General features: G+C 68.1%; 16 protein-coding genes. 9 read left to right on the top strand and 7 right to left on the bottom strand.

Annotated features, from left to right (window positions below; translation table 11 throughout):
- The 7 genes from KY389_RS05080 to KY389_RS05110 are packed head-to-tail and all read left to right on the top strand — an operon-like array spanning position 1 to position 5,464.
- A complete protein-coding gene (locus tag KY389_RS05080) occupies positions 1 to 762 on the top strand; it encodes a thiazole synthase (protein WP_219829762.1) in 762 nt (253 codons plus the stop codon).
- Positions 759 to 1,355 carry a thiamine phosphate synthase gene (locus KY389_RS05085; RefSeq protein ID WP_219829763.1) on the top strand — a complete coding sequence of 199 codons (597 nt, stop codon included), beginning with the start codon at positions 759 to 761 and terminating at the stop codon, positions 1,353 to 1,355. Before KY389_RS05080 ends, KY389_RS05085 begins: the two co-directional genes overlap by 4 nt.
- Positions 1,352 to 2,305 carry a HesA/MoeB/ThiF family protein gene (locus KY389_RS05090; protein WP_219829764.1) on the top strand — a complete coding sequence of 318 codons (954 nt, stop codon included), beginning with the start codon at positions 1,352 to 1,354 and terminating at the stop codon, positions 2,303 to 2,305. The genes KY389_RS05085 and KY389_RS05090 overlap by 4 nt, the downstream gene beginning before the upstream one ends.
- 6 nt (positions 2,306 to 2,311) lie before the next feature.
- Positions 2,312 to 3,247: an ABC transporter substrate-binding protein gene (locus tag KY389_RS05095; protein ID WP_219829765.1), complete on the top strand. Its 936-nt coding sequence runs from the start codon at positions 2,312 to 2,314 to the stop codon at positions 3,245 to 3,247.
- Positions 3,244 to 3,918 (top strand): TenA family protein, encoded by a 675-nt coding sequence (locus tag KY389_RS05100; RefSeq protein ID WP_219829766.1) that lies wholly within the window; start codon positions 3,244 to 3,246, stop codon positions 3,916 to 3,918. The genes KY389_RS05095 and KY389_RS05100 overlap by 4 nt, the downstream gene beginning before the upstream one ends.
- Positions 3,915 to 4,712, top strand: a complete 798-nt coding sequence (locus KY389_RS05105; RefSeq protein WP_219829767.1) for an ABC transporter ATP-binding protein — start codon at positions 3,915 to 3,917, stop codon at positions 4,710 to 4,712. The genes KY389_RS05100 and KY389_RS05105 overlap by 4 nt, the downstream gene beginning before the upstream one ends.
- On the top strand, positions 4,700 to 5,464 hold the full coding sequence (locus tag KY389_RS05110; protein WP_219829768.1) for an ABC transporter permease: 765 nt from the start codon (positions 4,700 to 4,702) through the stop codon (positions 5,462 to 5,464). The genes KY389_RS05105 and KY389_RS05110 overlap by 13 nt, the downstream gene beginning before the upstream one ends.
- Here KY389_RS05110 and KY389_RS05115 read toward each other — a convergent pair.
- The 7 genes from KY389_RS05115 to pheT form a co-directional block, all read right to left on the bottom strand.
- Complete coding sequence (locus KY389_RS05115; RefSeq protein ID WP_219829769.1) at positions 5,451 to 6,224, bottom strand: MetQ/NlpA family ABC transporter substrate-binding protein; 774 nt, start codon at positions 6,222 to 6,224, stop codon at positions 5,451 to 5,453. The genes KY389_RS05110 and KY389_RS05115 overlap by 14 nt on opposite strands.
- Positions 6,225 to 6,260: 36 nt before the next feature.
- Positions 6,261 to 6,935 (bottom strand): methionine ABC transporter permease, encoded by a 675-nt coding sequence (locus KY389_RS05120; RefSeq protein ID WP_219829770.1) that lies wholly within the window; start codon positions 6,933 to 6,935, stop codon positions 6,261 to 6,263.
- Positions 6,925 to 7,974, bottom strand: a complete 1,050-nt coding sequence (locus KY389_RS05125; RefSeq protein ID WP_219829771.1) for a methionine ABC transporter ATP-binding protein — start codon at positions 7,972 to 7,974, stop codon at positions 6,925 to 6,927. The genes KY389_RS05120 and KY389_RS05125 overlap by 11 nt, the downstream gene beginning before the upstream one ends.
- A gap of 246 nt (positions 7,975 to 8,220) precedes the next feature.
- A complete protein-coding gene (locus KY389_RS05130) occupies positions 8,221 to 10,053 on the bottom strand; it encodes a response regulator (RefSeq protein WP_219829772.1) in 1,833 nt (610 codons plus the stop codon).
- Entirely contained in the window at positions 10,046 to 10,903 is an 858-nt protein-coding gene (locus KY389_RS05135) for a CheR family methyltransferase (protein ID WP_219829773.1), read from the bottom strand. Before KY389_RS05135 ends, KY389_RS05130 begins: the two co-directional genes overlap by 8 nt.
- A complete protein-coding gene (locus KY389_RS05140; protein WP_219829774.1) occupies positions 10,900 to 13,977 on the bottom strand; it encodes a hybrid sensor histidine kinase/response regulator in 3,078 nt (1,025 codons plus the stop codon). The genes KY389_RS05135 and KY389_RS05140 overlap by 4 nt, the downstream gene beginning before the upstream one ends.
- Before the next feature lie 169 nt (positions 13,978 to 14,146).
- Entirely contained in the window at positions 14,147 to 16,534 is a 2,388-nt protein-coding gene (pheT, locus tag KY389_RS05145) for a phenylalanine--tRNA ligase subunit beta (protein ID WP_219829775.1), read from the bottom strand.
- A 172-nt stretch (positions 16,535 to 16,706) separates the two neighbouring features.
- Here pheT and KY389_RS05150 point away from each other — a divergent pair, with 172 nt between their 5' ends.
- A complete protein-coding gene (locus KY389_RS05150; RefSeq protein WP_219829776.1) occupies positions 16,707 to 17,942 on the top strand; it encodes a DVUA0089 family protein in 1,236 nt (411 codons plus the stop codon).
- A 211-nt stretch (positions 17,943 to 18,153) separates the two neighbouring features.
- Entirely contained in the window at positions 18,154 to 19,527 is a 1,374-nt protein-coding gene (locus KY389_RS05155) for a cytochrome P450 (protein ID WP_219829777.1), read from the top strand.
- Positions 19,528 to 19,699 lie beyond the last annotated feature (172 nt).

The following is a 19,699-nucleotide window of genomic DNA, read 5'->3' on the forward strand; positions in this document are numbered from 1 at the left end:
ATGCGCGATTTCTACGGGGTCACCCTCGATTCGCCCCTGATGCTGGGGACGGCGCAATACCCCTCGCCCGCCATCCTGCAGGCGGCCTTCCGCGCCAGCGGGGCGAGCGTGGCCACCGTGTCCCTGCGGCGCGAGGGCGGGCAGGGCCAGGCCTTCTGGTCGCTGATCCGCGATCTGGGCGTGCGCGTTCTGCCCAACACCGCAGGCTGTCACAGCGCGCGCGAGGCCGTCACCACCGCCCGCATGGCGCGCGAGGTCTTCGAGACGAACTGGATCAAGCTGGAGGTGATCGGCCATGCCGACACGCTGCAGCCCGACCCCTTCGGCCTTCTGGACGCCGCCGAGACCCTGTCGGCCGAGGGCTTCGAGGTCTTTCCCTACACGACCGAGGATCAGGTTCTTGCCGGACGCCTTCTGGATGCGGGCTGCAAGGTGCTGATGCCCTGGGGCGCGCCCATCGGCTCGGGGCTGGGGCTGAACAACCGCTATGGGCTCAGGATGCTGCGCGCGGCCTTCCCCGATGTGCCCATGGTGATCGATGCAGGGATCGGCCTGCCCAGCCACGCGGCGGATGCGCTGGAGATGGGCTTTGACGCGGTGCTGCTGAACACCGCCGTGGCGCAGGCGGGCGACCCCGAGGCCATGGCCCGCGCCTTCGGCCTTGCGGTGCAGGCGGGCGCCTTGGCCCGCGCCGCCGACCCGATGGAGCCGCGCGAGATGGCCGCCCCCTCGACCCCCCTCATCGGAAAGGCCTGGCTGTGATCCTGCCCCGTTTCTACCCGATCTTCGACGATGTGGCCTGGCTGGACCGCGCCCTGCCCTTGGGCGTCCGCCTGGTGCAGCTGCGCCTGAAGGACCGCGCGCCGGACGATCTGCGCGACCAGATCCGGCGCGGGCTGGCGCGGGCGCGGGCGCATGGCGCGGCGCTGGTCGTCAATGACCACTGGCGGATCGCCATCGAGGAAGGCGCCGACTGGCTGCATCTGGGCCAGGAGGATCTGGACCACGCCGACATCCCCGCGATCCGCCGTGCGGGGTTGCGGCTTGGGCTGTCCACCCATGACCATGCGGAACTGGACCGCGCGCTGGCGCTGGCGCCCGATTACGTGGCGCTCGGGCCGGTCTGGCCGACGATCCTGAAGAAGATGCGCTGGCACGAACAGGGCCTGGACCGCGTGACCGAATGGAAGCGGCTCGTCGGCGCGACGCCCTTGGTGGCGATCGGCGGGCTGACGCCCGATCGCGGGCGGCAGGCCCTGGCGGCGGGGGCGGATGTGGTCTCGGCGGTGACCGACATCACGCTGAACCCCGATCCCGAGGGCCGGATGCGCGACTGGCTGGCGGTGGCGCCATGATGCGCTATGCCCGCCAGATGGTCCTGCCGGAACTGGGCGAGGCCGGCCAGCAGCGCCTGACGGATGCCCATGTGCTGGTCGTCGGCGCGGGGGGGCTGGGCTGTCCGGCGCTGCAATATCTGACCGGCGCAGGGGTGGGCCGGATCACCCTGATCGACGGCGATCATGTCGAGGAGACGAACCTCCACCGCCAGCCGATCTTTGCCATGCGCCAGATCGGCCAGCCCAAGGCCTGCGCGGCGGCGGCCCAGATGGCCGCGCTGAACCCCGATGTGACGGTGACGCCCCTGACCGAATGGCTGACGCCTGCCAATGCGCCCGCGCTGGTGGCAGGGGCCGATCTGGTGCTGGATTGCGCCGACACTTTCGCGGTCAGCCTGACGCTGTCGGATGCCTGCATGGCCGCAGGGCGCCCGCTGATCGCGGGATCGGCGCTGGCGCGGTCGGGCTATGCGCTTGGCTGCTGCGGCGGCGCGCCCAGCCTGCGGGCGGTCTTTCCCGACCTGCCTTTGCGCGGCGCGACCTGCGCCACGGCGGGGGTGATGGGGCCGGTCGTGGGCATGATCGGCGCGCTGCAGGCGCAGATGGCGCTGGCGGTGCTGCTGGGGCACGATCCCTCGCCTCTGGGGCGGCTGGTCAGCTTGGATGCGGCCAGCTGGCGGATGGGCGGCTTCCGCTTCGACCGCGCGCCCGAGCCCGAGGCCCCCCTGCCCTTCATCGCCGAAAGCCAGATCGCGCCGGGCGATCTGCTGGTCGATCTGCGCGCCGAATCCGCGCCCTTTCGCGCGGATGCCCGCCACCTGCCGCCCGAGCGCATCGCCCATCTCGACCCGCCCGAGGGCGCGCGCGTCGTGCTGGCCTGCCGCACCGGGCTGCGCGCGCATAATGCGGGGCGCGATCTGCAATCCATCTGGCCGGGGCGCATCGCCCTTCTGGCCCTGAACGACTGAGGACACATGCGACATATCCTTGTCCTGGCCCTGATGGCCGCCCCCGCACACGCGGATACGAACCTGACGGTGATGCTGGACTGGTTCGTGAACCCCGACCACGCCCCCATCATCCTGGCCGAGGAACTGGGCTATTTCACCGATGCAGGGCTTTCGGTCGAGGTCGTCACCCCCTCGGACCCCAATGATCCGCCGCGCATGGTGGCGGCCGGTCGCGCCGATCTGGCGATCAGCTATCAGCCGCAACTGCACCTGTCGCGCCACCAAGGCCTGCCGGTGATCCGCGTGGGCACCCTGATCGAGACACCGCTGACCTGCCTCGTGGTGCTGGCGGACAGCGACATCCGGACCCCCGCCGATCTGTCGGGCCGCCGCGTGGGTTTCGCCGTGGCCGGCGTGCAGGAGGTGATGCTGGACGCCATGCTGGCCGATGACGGGCTGGTGCCGGGCGATGTGGAACAGATCAATATCGGCTGGTCGATCTCGCCTGCGCTGATGTCGGGGCAGGTCGATGGGGTGATCGGCGCCTTCCGCAATTTCGAACTGAACCAGTTGCGGCTGGAGGGATTCGACGGCCGCTGCCTCTATCCCGAGGCGCATGGCATCCCCGCATATGACGAACTGGTCTATATCGCCAATCCCGACCGCATGGACCCCGAGGCGGTTGGCGCCTTCCTCGAGGCCACGGCGCGGGCCACCGACTTCCTCAAGAACGACCCCGACGAGGCTTGGCGCATCTTCTCGGCCACGGCGTCCGAATTGCAGACGCCGCTGAACGAGGCCGCCTGGCCCGACACCTGGCCGCGTTTCTCCAGCCGCCCGGCGGCGGTGGATGCGGGGCGCTATCAGCGCTTCGAGGCGTTTCTGGCCGAACGCGGCGCGACGCCGGGCGGGCTGGTCCTGTCCGACCTGGCCATCGACGTGAACAAGGTGCCGCAATGACCCCCGATTACGGACGCGCCTTTGCGCTGTGGCGGCAGGCGGCGGCACCCCATTGGGACGCCTATATCCACCACGCCTTCGTGCGCCAACTGGCGGCGGGCAGCCTGCCCCGCGACAGCTTCCTGCATTACCTGCAGCAGGATTACGTGTTCCTGCTGCATTTCGCACGGTCCTGGGCGCTGGTCTTTGCCAAATCGGACCGGATGTCGGAGATGGCGCTGGCCTCTTCAATCGCGCATGGCTTGCTGAACGGCGAGATGCCGCTGCATGTCGAGATCTGCGGCCGCGAGGGCATCTCCGAGGCGATGCTGCAGCAGACCCCGGAATCGCCTGCCAACATGGCCTATACGCGCTATGTCCAGGCCTCGGGCTATGCGGGCGACATGCTGGACCTGCTGGCGGCGCTCGCTCCTTGCGTCTTCGGCTATGGCGAGATCGGGCTGATCCATAAGGATAGCGGCGGTCCTTATGGCGAATGGACCGCGACCTATGGCGGGGCGGATTACCAGAAGGTCTGCCACGATGTCGGCGCGCTGATCGACAGCGCGCTCGAGGCGCGGCTTGGCCCCGACTGGCCGTCCCTGCCCCGCGCCGAGGATCTGGCGCGGCATTTCCGGCGGGCGACGCAGCTTGAGGTCGGCTTCTGGCAGATGGGGCTGGACCGGACATGAGCGCGAGCCCGCACGACAGCGGCAGGGGGGCGCTGCCCCCTGTCCTGCGGACTCCCCCCGGGATATTTGCCGACCAGGGCAAAGAGGCGGGGGCGGTCACGATCCGCGGCGATCTGTGGCTTGGCGATGCGGTTCTGGCGCGGGGGCTGGACATTCACTGTCGCGCGGGCTGCTGGACCTGTCTGATGGGGCCGTCGGGCGCGGGGAAATCGACGCTGGGGCGGCTGGTGGCGGGACTGCCCGTCAAGGCGCGGCTGGAGGGTCGTGTGAATGTGCCCTTTGGACGGGTCGCGCTGATGGGTCAGGCGGACCAGTTGTTGCCATGGGCGAGCGCGCTGGACAATGTCTGCATCGGGGCGCGGTTGCGGGGCGAGCGGGCGGACCGGGACCGGGCGCGGGCCTTGCTGGCGCTGGTCGGCCTGGAGGGGCTTGAGGACAGGCGGCCCGACGAATTGTCCGGCGGGCAGCGGCAGCGGGTGGCGCTGGCGCGGACCTTGATCGAGGAGGCGGCAGTCGTGGTGCTGGACGAGCCATTCTCGGCACTGGATGCGGGGACGCGGGCGGCGATGCAGGATCTGGCCGCGCGGCTGCTGGCGGGGCGGGTCGTGATCCTGATCAGCCATGATCCGCTGGAGGCCGCGCGTCTGGCCGACCATGCCTGGCTGATCGGACGCGAGGGCAGCCGCGCCCTGCCTTTGCCCGGCGGGACTGCGCCGCGCCCAATAGATGCGCCCCAGGTTCTGGCCGCGCAGGCCGCATTGTTCCAGGCGCTGTCCCGCCCATGCGCGGTCTGAGGCTGATCGCCGTTCCCCTGTCGCTGCTTGCGCTGTGGCAGGCGTTGGTCTGGGTGACGGCTGTGCCGCCTTTCATCCTGCCCGGTCCGGCGCGGGTGGGGGCAGCGCTGTTCGGCAATGCCGCGATGCTGGCAGAACATGCGCGTTTTACCATCGGCAATCTTTTGACGGGGATGCTGGCGGGGGTCGCGCTTGGATTGGCGACGGCGCTGAACCTGGCGCTGTTGCCCCTGGCGCGGGCCATGATGCGGCCGATGCTGGTCGTGGCGCAGGCGATCCCGGTCTTTGCGCTGGCGCCGGTCGTCACGCTGTGGCTGGGCTACGGACCGGCCTCGAAGGTGGTGATGGTGGCGCTGGTCGTCTATTTCCCGGTCGCCTCGGTGCTGTTCGACGCGCTGATGCGGCCGCCTGCCGCGCTGGACGATCTGGCCCGCGCGATGGGCGCGACGCCGATGCGGCGGCTGTGGCTGATCCAGTTGCCCCATGCGCTGCCTGCGCTTGGCTCGGGGCTGCGGCTGGCGGCGGTCTATGCGCCCTTTGCCGTCATCGTGGGCGAATGGGTCGGGTCCAGCCGGGGGCTGGGCTATCTGATGCTGATGGCCAACGGGCGCGGTCAGACCGATCTGATGTTCGCAGCCCTTGCGCTGCTGGCGGCGATGGGGCTGGTCCTGTTCGGGCTGGCGGGCGCCGTTCAGCGCCTGACGGAAAGGGGCCGCCCGGTGGGGGCGGCCCGCGATTTTACCAAGAGGTGATTACGGCGCCGTCATAGCTGTCCTCGATGAAGGCTTTCACCTCGGGCGATTGATAGGCCCGGATCAGCGTCTGGACCCAGGGCTCGGCCTCGCGGCCCTCTTGCACGACGATGATGTTCACATAGGGGCTGTCGGCCTTTTCCATCGCGATCGAATCCTCACGCGGGGAGAGGCCCGCGGCCAGCGCGAAATTCGTGTTGATCACCGCCGCATCGGCATCTTCCAGCGCGCGGGGCAGTTGCGCGGCGTCCAGTTCGACAAAGCGCAGGCCTCGCGGATTGTCGGCGATGTCCAGAGGGCTGGGCACAAGGCCGGTGCCCTCGGTCAGGGTGATCAGGCCAAGATCCTGAAGGATCAACAGCGCGCGGCCTCCATTCGTGGGATCGTTGGGGATCGCCACCTGCGCGCCTTCGGGCAGGTCGGCCAGATCCTCGACACGCGCGGAATAGACGCCCATCGGGGTCGTGATCGTGGTGGCAACCTCGACCAGACGGAAGCCGCGATCGCGCATCTGATTTTCCAGATAGGGGCGGTGCTGGAAGCTGTTGGCATCCAGATCGCCATCGGCCAGTGCCTGGTTCGGCACCACGTAATCCGAGAACTCGATGACCCGGATGTCCAGACCCAGGGGGGCGGCGATCTCGGCCACCTTCTCCATGATCTCGGCATGTTCGCCAGGAGTGACGCCGACGGCGATGCTGTCGGCCAGAGCCGCGCCGGAAAGGGCCAGCGTCGAAACGAACGCGGTCAGTCGCAGCATGGGATTTGTCCTTTCTTGTCTGCGGAAAAAGCGGGGTCAGGCGCCGCGGTTGCGGGGGGCGCGGCGATCCAGACGGGCGGCGATCCATTCGCCGATGGACTGGACCAACTGCACCATCACGATCAGGATGACCACGACGGCAGCCATCACCTCGGGCATGAAGCGCTGATAGCCATAGCGGATGCCCAGATCGCCCAGGCCCTGTCCGCCCACCGCGCCGACCATTGCGGAATAGCCGATCAGGCTGACCACGGCCAAGGTCAGGCCAAGCGTGATGCCGGGCAGCGCCTCGGGGATCAGCACCTTGCGGATGATCTGCAAGGGCGTGGCGCCCATGGCGCGGGCGGCCTCGATCAGGCCGGCATCGACCTCGCGGATGGCGTTTTCCACCAGCCGCGCGATGAAGGGGATCGCCGCCAGGGTCAGCGGCACGATGGCCGCGTTCGTGCCGATCGAGGTGCCGACGATGGCGCGGGTCAACGGGATGATCGCCACCACCAGGATGATGAAGGGGACCGAGCGCGTGGCATTGACCGCCAGCCCGAGAATCCTGTTCATCCAAGGCGCGCTGAGCAACTCGCCACGCTGCGAGCAGGCCAGGAACACGCCCAGAGGCAGGCCGCCAAGCGCGCCCAGCAGCGACGAGATCGCCACCATATACAGGGTCTGCAGCGTGGCTTCCCAGAGAATCGGGATCAGGTTAGCGGACATGGCCCAGCACCTCCGTCGTCAGACCGTGACGTTCCAGAAAGGCGCGCGTCTCGGCGCCCCGGTCCAGAGGCACCGAGATCAGCAGATTGCCGAAGGGCTTGGCACCGATTTCCTCGATCGTGCCGCCCAGGATATTGGCGCTGATGCCCAGATCGGTGGCCAGACGGGCCAGCATCGGATCGGTCGCGTGAGCGCCCGCAAAGGTCACGCGGATCACCGGATCGCCCGGCGGCTCGGGCGCCAGCCGTTCCGCGACGAAGGCAGGCAATGTCGCGCCGGTGACGCCCGCCAGAAAGCGCCGCGTGGTGGGATGGGCAGGACGGGCAAAGATGTCGTAGGTCGGACCGGATTCCACGATGCGGCCGGCCTCGATCACCGCCATATGGCTGGCGATGTCACGCAGGACGGCCATTTCATGCGTGATCAACAACACCGTCAGACCCAGTTCACGGTTGATCTGCGCCAGAAGGTTCAGCACTGTCTGCGTCGTCTCGGGGTCCAGCGCGCTGGTCGCCTCGTCCGACAGAAGCACCTTGGGGCCGGTGGCAAGCGCCCGCGCAATGCCCACGCGCTGCTTCTGGCCGCCCGACAATTCGGCAGGGTAGCGTTCGGCCAGCGCGCCCAGGCCGACCTGCTCGATCAGCTCGGCCACGCGGGCACGGATCTGGCTGCGTGCCATGCCCGCGATTTCAAGCGGCAGGGCGACGTTGTCGCGCACATTGCGCGAGGCCAGCAGGTTGAAGTGCTGAAAGATCATCCCGACATCGCGCCTGATGCGCCGCAAGGCCGGGCCGCGCGCCTGCCCGACATCCTGCCCCTCGACCAGCACCCGCCCCCGCGAGGGGCGTTCTAGCCCGTTGACCATCCGCAGCAGCGTGGATTTGCCTGCGCCCGACCGGCCGATGATGCCGGTGATGCTACCCTTCGGCACCGCAAGCGACACATCCTGTAGCGCGACAACTGCGCCCCCGGCCTTGGGATAGGACTTGCCCAGATTGTCAAACAGGATGGCGGGGGCCGGATCGGCGCAGCCAGACATGGATCTATCCTTGCGATTGCGAGGCGGGGAAGCTTTGCGAGGCGGGGGCATCGCCCATATCGCAGGCGGGTTCAAGCCCGGATTGGCCCTGATCAGGCGGCAAAAGCCCGCGCCGCGCGAAGGCTGTCCGCTGCCTGCAGCGCCTTGGGGGAACGCATGTTCCGGCCGGACGACCGAACGAGGACAGGCATCCGGCGGGCGTCACAATGACAGGATCGGTGTTCTTTTCACGCCCTGCTTTCAGGCTCAGACCTCGACCTTGGGTCGGGCGCTGCGGGCCAGCATCTGCGCCAGCACGTCGCGCAAGATGTCGGGCCGGAAGGGCTTTTCGATCAGGGGCGCGTCGTCATGGCCAGACGGCAGATGTTCGCGCCCATAGCCCGAAACAAAGCAGAACGGCACCGACTGACGGGCCAGCGCATCGGCCACTTCGCCCACCGGCTGGCCCCCCAGATTTCCGTCCAGCAGCGCCAGATCGAAGCTGTGGCCGGCCATCAACGCGCGCGCCTCGGGGATGCTGCGGGCGATCGTCACCTGCCGGGCGCCGGCATCCTCCAGCTCGAACCGCAGGTCCATGGCGACCAGAGGTTCATCCTCGACCAGAAGGACATGGCAGCCCTCGATCCCCTGCGCGGGGGCGGGCAGGGGCTGGGCGGGCGTGACCTCGGGCGGGGTTTCGCGGTTGAGGGGCGTCACACCATCGGCCATGCGAATCGTCCAGACGACGCCTTCGGGGCGCCAATCTGCCTGAGCAGCGTTGGCATCACCTGAGCCCGCAGCGCCGATCAGCGTGGTGCCGAATCCCGCGCGATCCGGAGCGGTGACGGGCGGGCCGCCGGTTTCGCGCCAGGTCAGCGTCAGACAGCCGGAGTGATAGGTCCAGTTCAGATCCACACGCCCCTGGGGTGTCGAAAGCGCGCCGTATTTTGCGGCATTGGTGCCCAGTTCGTGCAGCGTCAGCGCAAGGCGCAGCATCATGTCGGGCGCCAGTTCCACGGGCGGGCCGCTGCGGTGAAGGCGATCGGGATCCAACGTGCCCGCGCGGATCTGGTCGTCGATCAGCTGATCCAGCGGTGCGCTGGACCAGGTTGCATCCGACAGGATCGAATGCGCCCGCGCCAGCGCCTGGAGGCGGCCGGTGAAACTGGTCTCGAAAGCGGCCAGGCTATCTGATTGCCGCAGGCTTTGCCGGGCGATGGATTGCACGTTGGCCAGCGTGTTCTTGATGCGGTGATTCAGTTCGCCGATCAGCAGCGAGCGCACTTCCTCGGCCTGGCGCCGCTCTGTGATGTCGAGGATCTGCAACGACAGGGAATACGCTTCGCCCTCGTCGCAGAGCACCGAGCCGTAAAGCTCGCAAGAGACACGACGGCCGTCGGCGTGACGAGCCTCGATTGCGGTCGAAAAGCGGGGCGGCGTCTGGTCATCGCAGTCGAACCAGCCAGAAAGCCGGGCGCAGGCCTCGGCGTCAAGCCAACCCATGGCCGAGGCATGGCGCCCCAGAACCTGATCCGGGGTAAAACCAAAGGCGCGCTCGGCGCCTGCCGACCAGGCCCGGATCACCAGCTCGCTGTCACATTCGACCAGCGCCAGCGGCGAATTGTCGGCATGGGCCCGCAACCGCGCCATGGCCCGGTCGCGCAGCCGCGCGATGGCCTGCATCTCGTCGCGCTGGCGTTCCAGGTCACGCGCCTGACGACCGATGCGAAAGAACACCTCGGCCTTGGATTTCAGGATCATCGGGTCGATGGGCTTGAAGATGTAATCGACCGCCCCCGCCTCGTAGCCACGAAAGCGGCGAGCCTCGTCCATCTCGGCAGCGGTGACGAAGATGATCGGCACGCTGCGGGTGCGTTCGGTGCCGCGCATCAGTTCGGCCAGTTCGTAGCCGTCGGTGCCAGGCATCTGCACATCAAGAAAAGCCAGCGCGTATTCGTTGACCAGCATCAGCTCCAGCGCCTCTGCCGCTGATCGGGCGCTGTCGATGATCAGCCCGTCGCGGCGCAGCAGCGCCTCGAGCGCCATGATGTTCTGGACCGTGTCGTCCACGATCAGAAAGCGGATCGGAGTGTCAGGCATGGGTCATGTCCAGGGCCGTGCGGCGCCAGATGCGCCGGTTTTCGTCGAAGGGCGCAAAGGCCTCTGCATGGGTCGAGAAGCGCAGCGTCTCGTGCAGCCCAAGGCCCAGAAAGCCGCCCCGCGCCAAGGCCTCGGCAAAGAGGCCGATGGCCCGCTGCTGAAGGTTGTTGTCGAAATAGATCAGAACATTGCGGCAAGAGATCAACTGCACCTCGGAAAAGACCTGGTCGGTGGCAAGGTTGTGTTCGGTAAAGACCGTGCGCGCCCTGAGACGCCGGTGGAAGACCGCGCGTCCATAGGCGGCAGTATAGTGATCCGACAGCGATCCGCGCCCGCCAGCCTGCTGATAGTTCCGAGAGAACAGCGCCATGCGGTCGATGGGATAGATCCCGGCTTCGGCGCGGGCCAGCGCGCGACGGTTGATCTCGGTCGCGTAGAACAGGGTGCGATCCAGAAGCCCCTCTTCCTCCAGCATGATCGCCAGCGAGTAAAGCTCTTCGCCATCCGCGCAGCCGGCCACCCAGACCTTGATTGACGGGAAGGTCCGCAGATGCGGCAGCACATCGCGCCGCAGCGTCAGGAAGTAATCGGGATCGCGGAAGAATTCGCTGACCTGCACGGTCATCGCGTCGATGATGTCGGGCAGGATCGAGGCGTCGCGCAGCAGCCGACCCTGCAATTCCGACAGCGTGGCGTAACCCAGCCTCTGACGTGCCAGATCGGCACGCCGCATCAGCGAATTGCGGGAATAGGAGCGGAAATCGTAGTGATGACAGCGGTGCAGCGCATCAAGGAACAGGTCAAGCTCGATCGCCTCTGGGGCCGCGGGCACAACGGGGCGCAGGCTCATCGCGGCATCCACACGCGGGTCAGCGACAACAGCTTGTCCACGTCCAGCGGCTTGGGCAGGTAATCGTTGGCCCCTGCGGCAAGGCACTGGTTCTGGTCGTCGGCCATGGCCTTGGCGGTCAGCATGATGATGGGCAGCGTTCTCCAGCGGTCGATCTTGCGGATCTCGCGGGTGGCGGTCAGGCCGTCCATCTCGGGCATCATCACATCCATGAGCACAAGGTCGATCGGTGGCGCGGCGCCGTCATTGACGCGGCCAAGCGCCTCCAGCGCCTCGCGGCCATTGCGGGCAATCTGGACATGGGCACCATGCGGCTCGAACACGGCGGTCAGAGCATAGACATTGCGGATATCGTCCTCGACCACAAGGATGCGCCGCCCTTCAAGCTGGGCATCGCGGTTCAGCGAGGCGGCCAGCATCTCGCGCTGCTTGGCGGGCAGATCGCTGACAACTTGATGCAGGAACAGCGTCACCTCGTTGATCAGTCGCTCGGGCGATTTCGCGCCCTTGATGATGATCGACTTGGAATAGCGGCGCAGGCGCTGTTCCTCGGGCTGGGTCAGGGCGCGGGCGGTATAGACGATGACCGGCGGGAAGGCCCCCAGCCCGTCGCCGTCCAGACGTTCCAGCAGATCCAGCCCCGAGGCATCTGGCAGCGTCAGGTCCAGCACGATGCAATCGACGGTCTCGGCGCGGCAGATCCTCAGGGCCTCGGTGGCGGTGCCCGCGCCGATCGCCTCGACCTCGTCGCTGGCCAGCAGCGCCTTGAGCCCCTCCATCTGGGCCGGGTCGTCCTCGACGATCAGCACGCGGCGCATCCGCTGTTCCAGCCGGTTTTCCAGATTGCGGATGGCGCGGGCCAATTCGTCGCGCTGGACGGGTTTCAGCATGTAGCTGATCGCGCCCTGCGACAGGGCCTGCTTGGTGTAATCCTCGGCCGAGACGACATGGACCGGGATGTGCCGGGTCGAGACGTCGCGTTTCAGCCGGTCCAGCACCGACAGACCGGAATGGTCGGGCAGCCCCATATCCAGCACGATCGCATCGGGCACATAGTGCCGCGCAGCGGCTACGGCCTCGTCGGCGCGCGAGACGCAGATGCAGCGAAAGCCCAGTTCGCGCGACAGATCGCACAGGATGCGCGCAAAGGCCGGGTCGTCCTCGACCACCAGCATCACGCGCTCACCCTCGCGGATCAGGTCGCGGTCGTCCTCGACCCCCTCGACCACCCCCAAGGCAGGCGGTTGCGCCACCGGCAGCGTCGCGGCCGAAGCCGGTTGCGGCAGGGCGGGCGCGGCCGCGCGGGCCTCGCCTCGGGGCGCGCGTTCGGGCAGGATCAGCGTGAAGGTGCTGCCTCGTCCGGGCTGGCTGTCCAGCGTCAGGCGGCCGCCCAGCAGATCGGCCAGCTCGCGCGAGATGGACAGGCCCAGCCCCGTGCCGCCATATTTGCGCGAAATGGTGCCATCGGCCTGCCGGAACGCCTCGAAAACAGCCTCTTGCTGGTCGGGGGCGATGCCGATGCCGGTATCCTCGACGGCAAAGGCCACGCCCTGCGGCGCGCGGGTGATCCGCAGCGTGACGCGGCCGTGATCGGTGAATTTCAGCGCATTCGACACGAAGTTCCGCAGGATCTGTTCCAGCCGCTGCGTGTCCGTGTGCAGCGGCCCCAGATCGGGGGCGACCTCGGCGGTCAGGTCCAGGCCCTTTTGCCGGGCCTGGGCCTCGAAGGCGCGGATGATGCGGTGGGCGACATGGCCGGGATCGACCTCGTCCAGAGCGATCTCGACCTTGCCGGCCTCGATCTTGGACAGGTCCAGGATGTCGTTGATCAGCGCCAGAAGATCCTGCCCCGAGGACTGGATTGTCTCGGCCCAGCGGACCTGTTCCTCGGTCAGGGTGCCGCCGCGATTTTCCGCCAGAAGCCGCGACATGATCAGCAGCGCGTTCAGCGGCGTGCGCAGTTCGTGGCTCATGTTGGCGACGAATTCGGACTTGTAGCGGCTTTCGCGGGCCAGCGCCTCGGCCTGATCCTCGAGCATCCGGCGCGAGCGCGCCAGCGCATCGCGTTGTTCCTCAAGCTCTTGCGTCTGCGTTTCCAGGCGCGTGTTCTGGATCTCAAGCTCGGCCTGCTGCTCTTCGAGCCGGCGCTGGCTGTCCTGCAAGGCGCGGGTCTGTTCCTCAAGCTCTTCGTTCGTGGCCGCCAGTTCCTCGCCATGGCTTCGCAATTCCTCGGCCTGGCGGCGGGTCTCTTCCAGCAATTCGTGCAATTGTTCGCGGTATTGCGCGCCGCGCAGCGCGATGCCCAACTTGTCCGAAACCCGCTCGAACAGGTCGATCACATGGTCGGGCGCAGGGCGGTCCAGACCGAATTCCAGCACGCCGTTGATCAGTTGCCCGTCCCGCAGAGGCACCAGCACCGTGCTGGCTGTCCGCCCCCGCGCCAGGCCCGAGGACCAGCCAAGCGCCTCGTCAGAAGCCAGTTCGATCCGCAGCGGCTTGCCGCTGGCGACAGCGCGGGACAGATGACCCTGCCCTTCCTCGATCCGCTCGGGAATCAGCGCATCCTCGGTCCCCCAGCTTGCCAGCCGCAGAAAGCCGCGACCGTCGCGGGCATAGGCGACGGCTGCGCGCGCGCCGATACGCTCGGCCATCGTGTCCAGCACCTGCCGGGCCAGCCGGGCCGGAGACATCTCGCCCTGTATCGCGCGCGAGACGGCAAGCTGACCCAGATTGACCCAATCGCCCCGCGCAAGGCGCGCGCGATTCTTGATCAACCCGTAGCCCAGCATCCCCAGCGCGATGAAAATCAGCCCGGCCATCACCCGGTTTGCAACCGCAAGGCCGAGGCTGACGCCCGGATCGCTGAGAAAGAACCCCGCGACCAGCAGCAGGCAGGCCAGTCCCGCCAGGACGGGCGGCAATAACGGCCAGCGCGCCACCAGCGCCAGGCCAAGCGGCACAGCATAAAGCAGCCAGACCGCCGTCCCCAGGGGATAGTGCAGGTCCAGCACGAATACGCCAGCAACAAGGGCGGCGATCAACGCCGCGATCGCAAGATTCAGTCTCTTGTCCACGTCCACTCCTGCCCCGTCCCGCCGCGCCTTGGCGCCAGCGTCCCGCCGGAACGCAAGCCAGGCCGATAAGGTTCAATCCTGCCCGCGGAAAACATGCCGAACAGCTTCGTACAAGACCTGACGCAGCGCCCGAAGCACGGGGGCGACGGGTGCGCGTGGCCCGCCGCGATCAGCCGCGCAGGGTCGCGCCAGTGGCCTTGTGGACCTTTTCCACGACCTTGGCGGCGACGGCCTCGATCTCGGCCTCCGTCAGGGTCTTGTCGGCCGCCTGCATCCGCACGGTCAGACCGATGGACTTGGCGCCGCCCTCCAGCCCGGTAAACTGGTCAAAGACGCTGACCTGCCGGATCAGGGTCTTGTCGGCGCCAAGCGCGGCGTTCACCAGCGTCAGCGCCTCGACCTCGGGGGCGGTGACAAAGGCGAAGTCGCGCTCGACCGCCTGGAAGCCCGACAGTTCCAGCGCGGGCCGGGTCGGGGTGCGGGTCTTGGGGAAGGGGATCGCGGCCAGATGGATCGTGAAGGCCACGGCCGGACCCTTCACATCCATCTCGCGCAGGATGCGGGGATGGACCTCGCCAAAGGTGGCCAACACGTTGGGGCCAAGCGCGATGTTGCCCGCCCGGCCCGGATGCCACCAGGCGTCCAGCTTGCGGTTGATCTGCGCCTTGGCGGGGGCGCCAATGGTCGCCAGCACCGCCTCGACATCGGCTTTGGCGTCATAGATATCCACCTTGCGGCGGCTGCCGAAGGGGTCACGCGGCGCGATCTGACCCACCAGAAGTCCGCTGAGCCGCAGCGATTGCTCGCCCGGTTCACCGCCCGAAAAGACCGGGCCCAGTTCGAACAGGGCCAGATCGGCAAAGCCGCGCGCCTGATTGCGCGCCGCCGCCGCCAGGAGGCCAGGCAGCAGGTCGGGGCGCAGATGCGTCATCTCGCTGCTGATCGGGTTCTCGATTCTCACCGCATCCGAGCCACCGCCGAACAGCGACGCCGCCTTGTGGTCGATGAAGCTGTAGGTCACGCATTCGTTGTAGCCCAGCGACGCCGCCATCCGGCGCGCCGCCTTTTCGCGCTGTTGCAGCGGTGTCAGCACAGGCTGGGCCACACCCGCGCGCGGACGCGGCAGGGGCTTGCCCTGAAGCCTGGTCAGGCTTGCGATGCGGGCGATTTCCTCGACCAGATCGGCCTCGCCCAGCACGTCGGGGCGCCAGGATGGCACATGCGCCATATCGCCCTCCAGCCGGAAGCCAAGCGCCTCCAGCGTGCGGCGCTGCCTGTCCTCGGGGATGTCCATGCCGACCAGCCGCGCGGTGCGCGTGGGGTCCAGCCGATAGGCGCGGCCTGTATCGGGCAGCGCCCCCGCGGTCACGATCCCGGAGGCCTGGCCTCCACAGAGGTCCAGCACCATCTTCGTGGCCAGTTCCAGCCCCGGCAGGGTAAAGGCAGGGTCGATGCCGCGCTCGAACCGATAGCGCGCATCGCTGTTGATCTTCAGCGCCCGGCCGGTGGCAGCGGTGCTGATCGGGTCGAAATACGCCGCCTCGATGAACACATCCGTCGTGGTCTCGGACGCGCCCGAGGCCGCGCCCCCCATGATGCCCGCGATGCTTTCGGGACCGTTATCGTCGCAGATGACCACCGCGCCTTCGGGCAGGGCATGGGTCTTGCCGTCCAGCGCGGCCAGTTGCTCGCCCGCGCGCGCGCCGCGGAGCGTCAGGTTGCCCTTGATCAGGGCCGCATCGAAGACATGCAGCGGACGGTTCAGGTCGAAGGTGAAGAAATTCGTGATGTCCACCAGCGCATTGATCGGGCGCAGCCCGATCGCGCGCAGCCGCTTCTGCAGCCAGTCGGGCGACGGTCCGTTCGTGACGCCGCGCACCACCCGGCCCGCGAAAAAGGGCGCCTTGGCGGCAATGTCGGGGTCGATGGTCACGCCGATGGGGCAGGGAAAGGCACCCTCGATCCGCGCTTCGGGCACGGGCTTCAACGCGCCCAGTCCGCGCGCGGCCAGATCGCGGGCAATGCCGCGCACGCCAAGCGCATCGGGGCGGTTCGGAGTGATCTTGATATGGATCATCGGGTCGATCTTCTCGGGCGCGTTCTCGGCCAGCCAATCGACGAAACGCTGACCGACCTCGCCCGAGGGCAGTTCGATGATGCCGTCATGTTCGTCGGACAGTTCCAGCTCGCGTTCGCTGGCCATCATGCCGTGGCTTTCCACACCCCGGATCCTGCCTACGCCAAGCGTCGTATCCAGGCCGGGCACATAATCGCCGGGCTTGGCCAGAACCACGGTGATGCCCGCCCGCGCATTGGGCGCGCCGCAGACGATCTGCTTTTCGCCCTCGTCCGTCATCACGCGGCAGACCCGCAGGCGGTCGGCGTCGGGATGCTGCTGGGCGTCCTCGATCCGGGCCAGGGTGAACGTGCCCAGCTTTGCGGCGGGATCGACGATCTCCTCGACCTCCAGGCCCAGATCGGTCAGCGCCTCGGCGATTTCGGCCAGGGTGGCGGTGGTGTCCAGATGCTCTTTGAGCCAAGAGAGGGTGAACTTCATGACGCTGCCTTCCGGTTCCGGCCCGCACAGGGGCGGGCATGGCTTTGCTGCCTTCAAGCGCGGGCGCGCGCGCGGGTCAAGCCGGATCGGCATGTCTTGCGGCCAAAGATCGACTTGCCGCGCTCGTCCGGCGGTGCCACCTTGCGCCGTGTCGTGACTCCAGGGTGTTCCCATGAAAGTGCTTTTGCCTCTTGCCGCCGGCCTGACCGTTCTGTCCGCGCTTCCCGCGCTTGCCCAGGGCGACGGGGTCGCCTGTTCGGGCGATCCGGCGCAATGGTTCGCCGCAGACGCCGCCGCCAGCACGGTGAACACCGCCCAGACCCCGCTGCGTGTCGAGGTCGAATCCTCCGAAGGCAGCCGCGACTGGCACGCCTTTGTCGTCGAAGGCGAGGCGCAGGCCCTGCGGATCGAGGCCGAGGCCATCGGCGGCGGCGATCCCTCGCTGGTCCTGTCCACCCCCGAAGGCCGCATCCTGGCCGAAAACGACGATGCCATGGGCGGGCTGAATTCGCGCATCGAGGCGGTGCTGGAACCCGGCGTCTATTGCGTGCGGATGGTTCCGGTCGGCAATCCCGACATCCGCGCGGCGGTTCAGGTCAGCCGCGAGGATCAACCCGCCCTGCTGACCGCGCCCCCCGACCTGACCATCGCCGATTGCCGCCCCGAGACCGCGGCCGAGGCCCTGACCGACGGGCCGCTGGACGCCGCGCTGACCTTGGGGCGGGTCAGCCGCCAGACCGGCGCCGAAGTCGCTTATCTGCGCTTTGCGCTCGATACGCCCCGTTCGATCACGCTGCGCGCGTCCAGCGTCGAGCTGGATCCCTATCTCAAGCTCTTTGATGCCACCGGCAGCCTGATCGCGGAAAACGACGATGCCGACGGTCTGAATTCGCGGCTGGACTTCCTGACGCCGCTGGCGGCGGGCGAATATTGCATCGGCGTGGCACCCCTTTCGGCGCGCGAGGGCGTGATCGAGGTTTCGGCCGAGATTCTGGACCGCGACAGCTATCTGCGTGCCGCCTGGAGCCGGGGCGAGATGGCGCCTCCCGCCGGGTCGGACTATCCGATGCAGCAGATCGACCTGACCCGCGACCGCGAGACGGTGTTGCTGCATGACGGCACCGCGCAATGGCTGGCCCTGACCGTCGAGCGCCCGAGTGTGCTGATCGTCGATGCCTTCGGCAGCGCGACCGGGGTGGACAGCAAGCTGGTCCTGTTCGGCCCGAACGGTGCGCAGGTCGCGATGGATGACGATGGCGGCGAGAACACGGATGCGCGGCTGGGGCCGGTCCTGCTGGAGCCCGGCCTCTACCGCATGGCGGTGCTGGATGTAGGCCGGCTGGATCAGCCGCGCGGGCCGATCCGCGCCATCTCGCTGGTCTTCGACCGGTTCGAGCGGGTCGAATAGGCGTCTGGCAAAAGGTCGTCACCGCGGTAGAGGACTTGCGCGCCCGGCCCCCTTTTTCCTGCGGTATCGGGCACACGGGTCGTGGAGGCAGCGTGCACCGAACGTGCACCGCCCGGCCTGCCCCGGCGGGCTGCGACATCGGGTCGGGGCGCGCGCGGGTTGATCCGGCCGGGGGCAGCGCCCAGATTGCGGGTCAGAGGAGCCGCGCCCCATGTTCGACCTGCCCCGCCCCGATCCCGTCAAGGTGCCGCTGGCCGTGCGCCCTCTGGGCATCATGGGCACGGTCGCCACCGCCCGGCGCAACCTGCTGGAGCTGATCCCCGCCATCGCCACGCGCCAGCCCATCGTCTCGGGCAAGACCGGGCTGCGCTGGCACATGGTCATGGACCCGGCCTCGCTGCGCCGGATCCTCAAGGAACGGGTCGAGGATTACCCGAAATCCACCACCACGAAGCTGATCCTGAATCCTGCCATCGGCGAAAGCATGTTCGTGGCCGAGGGCGCGCATTGGCGCTGGCAGCGCCGCGCCGCCGCGCCCGCCTTTGCCCAACGGCATGTCGAGGCGCTTGGCCCCGTCATGAGCGCCGCCGCCGAGGCCTCGACCCGCCGGCTGGCCGCCGCGACGGGACCGGTCGATCTGTTCGCCGAGACGATCGCGGCAACCTTCGAGGTCATCTCGGACGTGACCTTCTCGGGCGGGGGCGCTGCGGTCTTCGACCGCGACGCCGTGCATCACGCGATCGAGGGCTATATCGCACAGACCGCGCGGATCTCGCTGATGGATGTGATGGGGCTGCCGGCATGGCTGCCCCGTCCGGGGCGGCTGTTCGCGGGGCCGGGGCTCAGGCGCATGAAGGCCCTGGCCGACCGCGCCATCGCCGCCCGCGCCAGGACCGCGCGCGATCAGGGGCCGCCCGACCTTCTGGACCTGCTGCTGGACGCGCAAGACCCTGAAACGGGCCGCCGGATGAGCCGCGACGAATTGCGCGACAACCTGCTGACCTTCATCGTGGCGGGCCACGAGACGACCGCCCTGACGCTGGCCTGGGCGCTTTATCTTTGCGCCCACGACCCCGAGGTGCAGGAACGCGCCGCCGCCGAGGCCCGCGCCGCCCTGGGCGGGAGGGTGGCCGAAGCAGGCGATCTTGGCGCCCTGCCCCTGACGCTGCGGATCGTGAACGAAACGCTGCGGCTCTACCCGCCGGCTGCCTTTCTGTCGCGCACGGCGCAGGCGCATGACAGGCTCTGCGGACGTGAGGTCCGTCCTGGTGACACGGTGATGATGCCGATCTACGCCCTGCACCGCCATCATCTGCTGTGGGACCGGCCCGACGCCTTCGACCCCGACCGCTTCCTGACGGCACCCGACCGCTATGCCTTCCTGCCCTTTGGCGCGGGGCCGCGCATCTGCATCGGTGCAAGCTTCGCCCTGCAAGAGGCCGTGATCATCCTGGCCACCCTGCTGTCGCGGTTCCGCTTTGATCCCGTGCCTGGCCGCCTGCCCGAACCGCGCATGATCCTGACGCTGCGCCCGCATGGCGGGGTCTGGCTGCGTGCCGTGCCGCGTGCAGGCGGGCAATCCTAGGGCTGCAAGTCTGCAAGGCCAGTCCCTCCGTTGCTGGGTCAGAACTGCGTAAGAGGCGGCCCGCAGGACACCGAACTTCGACAGCTCGGGGGCGGTTTCTGGCGTCCGGATTTTCTCCGGCTTCGTTTTCCCAAGGGGTTAGCCTGATGCGAGGCGGCGGTTTCGCCCATCT

This window comes from Paracoccus bogoriensis, assembly GCF_019431455.1.
Classification (GTDB): Bacteria; Pseudomonadota; Alphaproteobacteria; order Rhodobacterales; family Rhodobacteraceae; genus Paracoccus; species Paracoccus bogoriensis.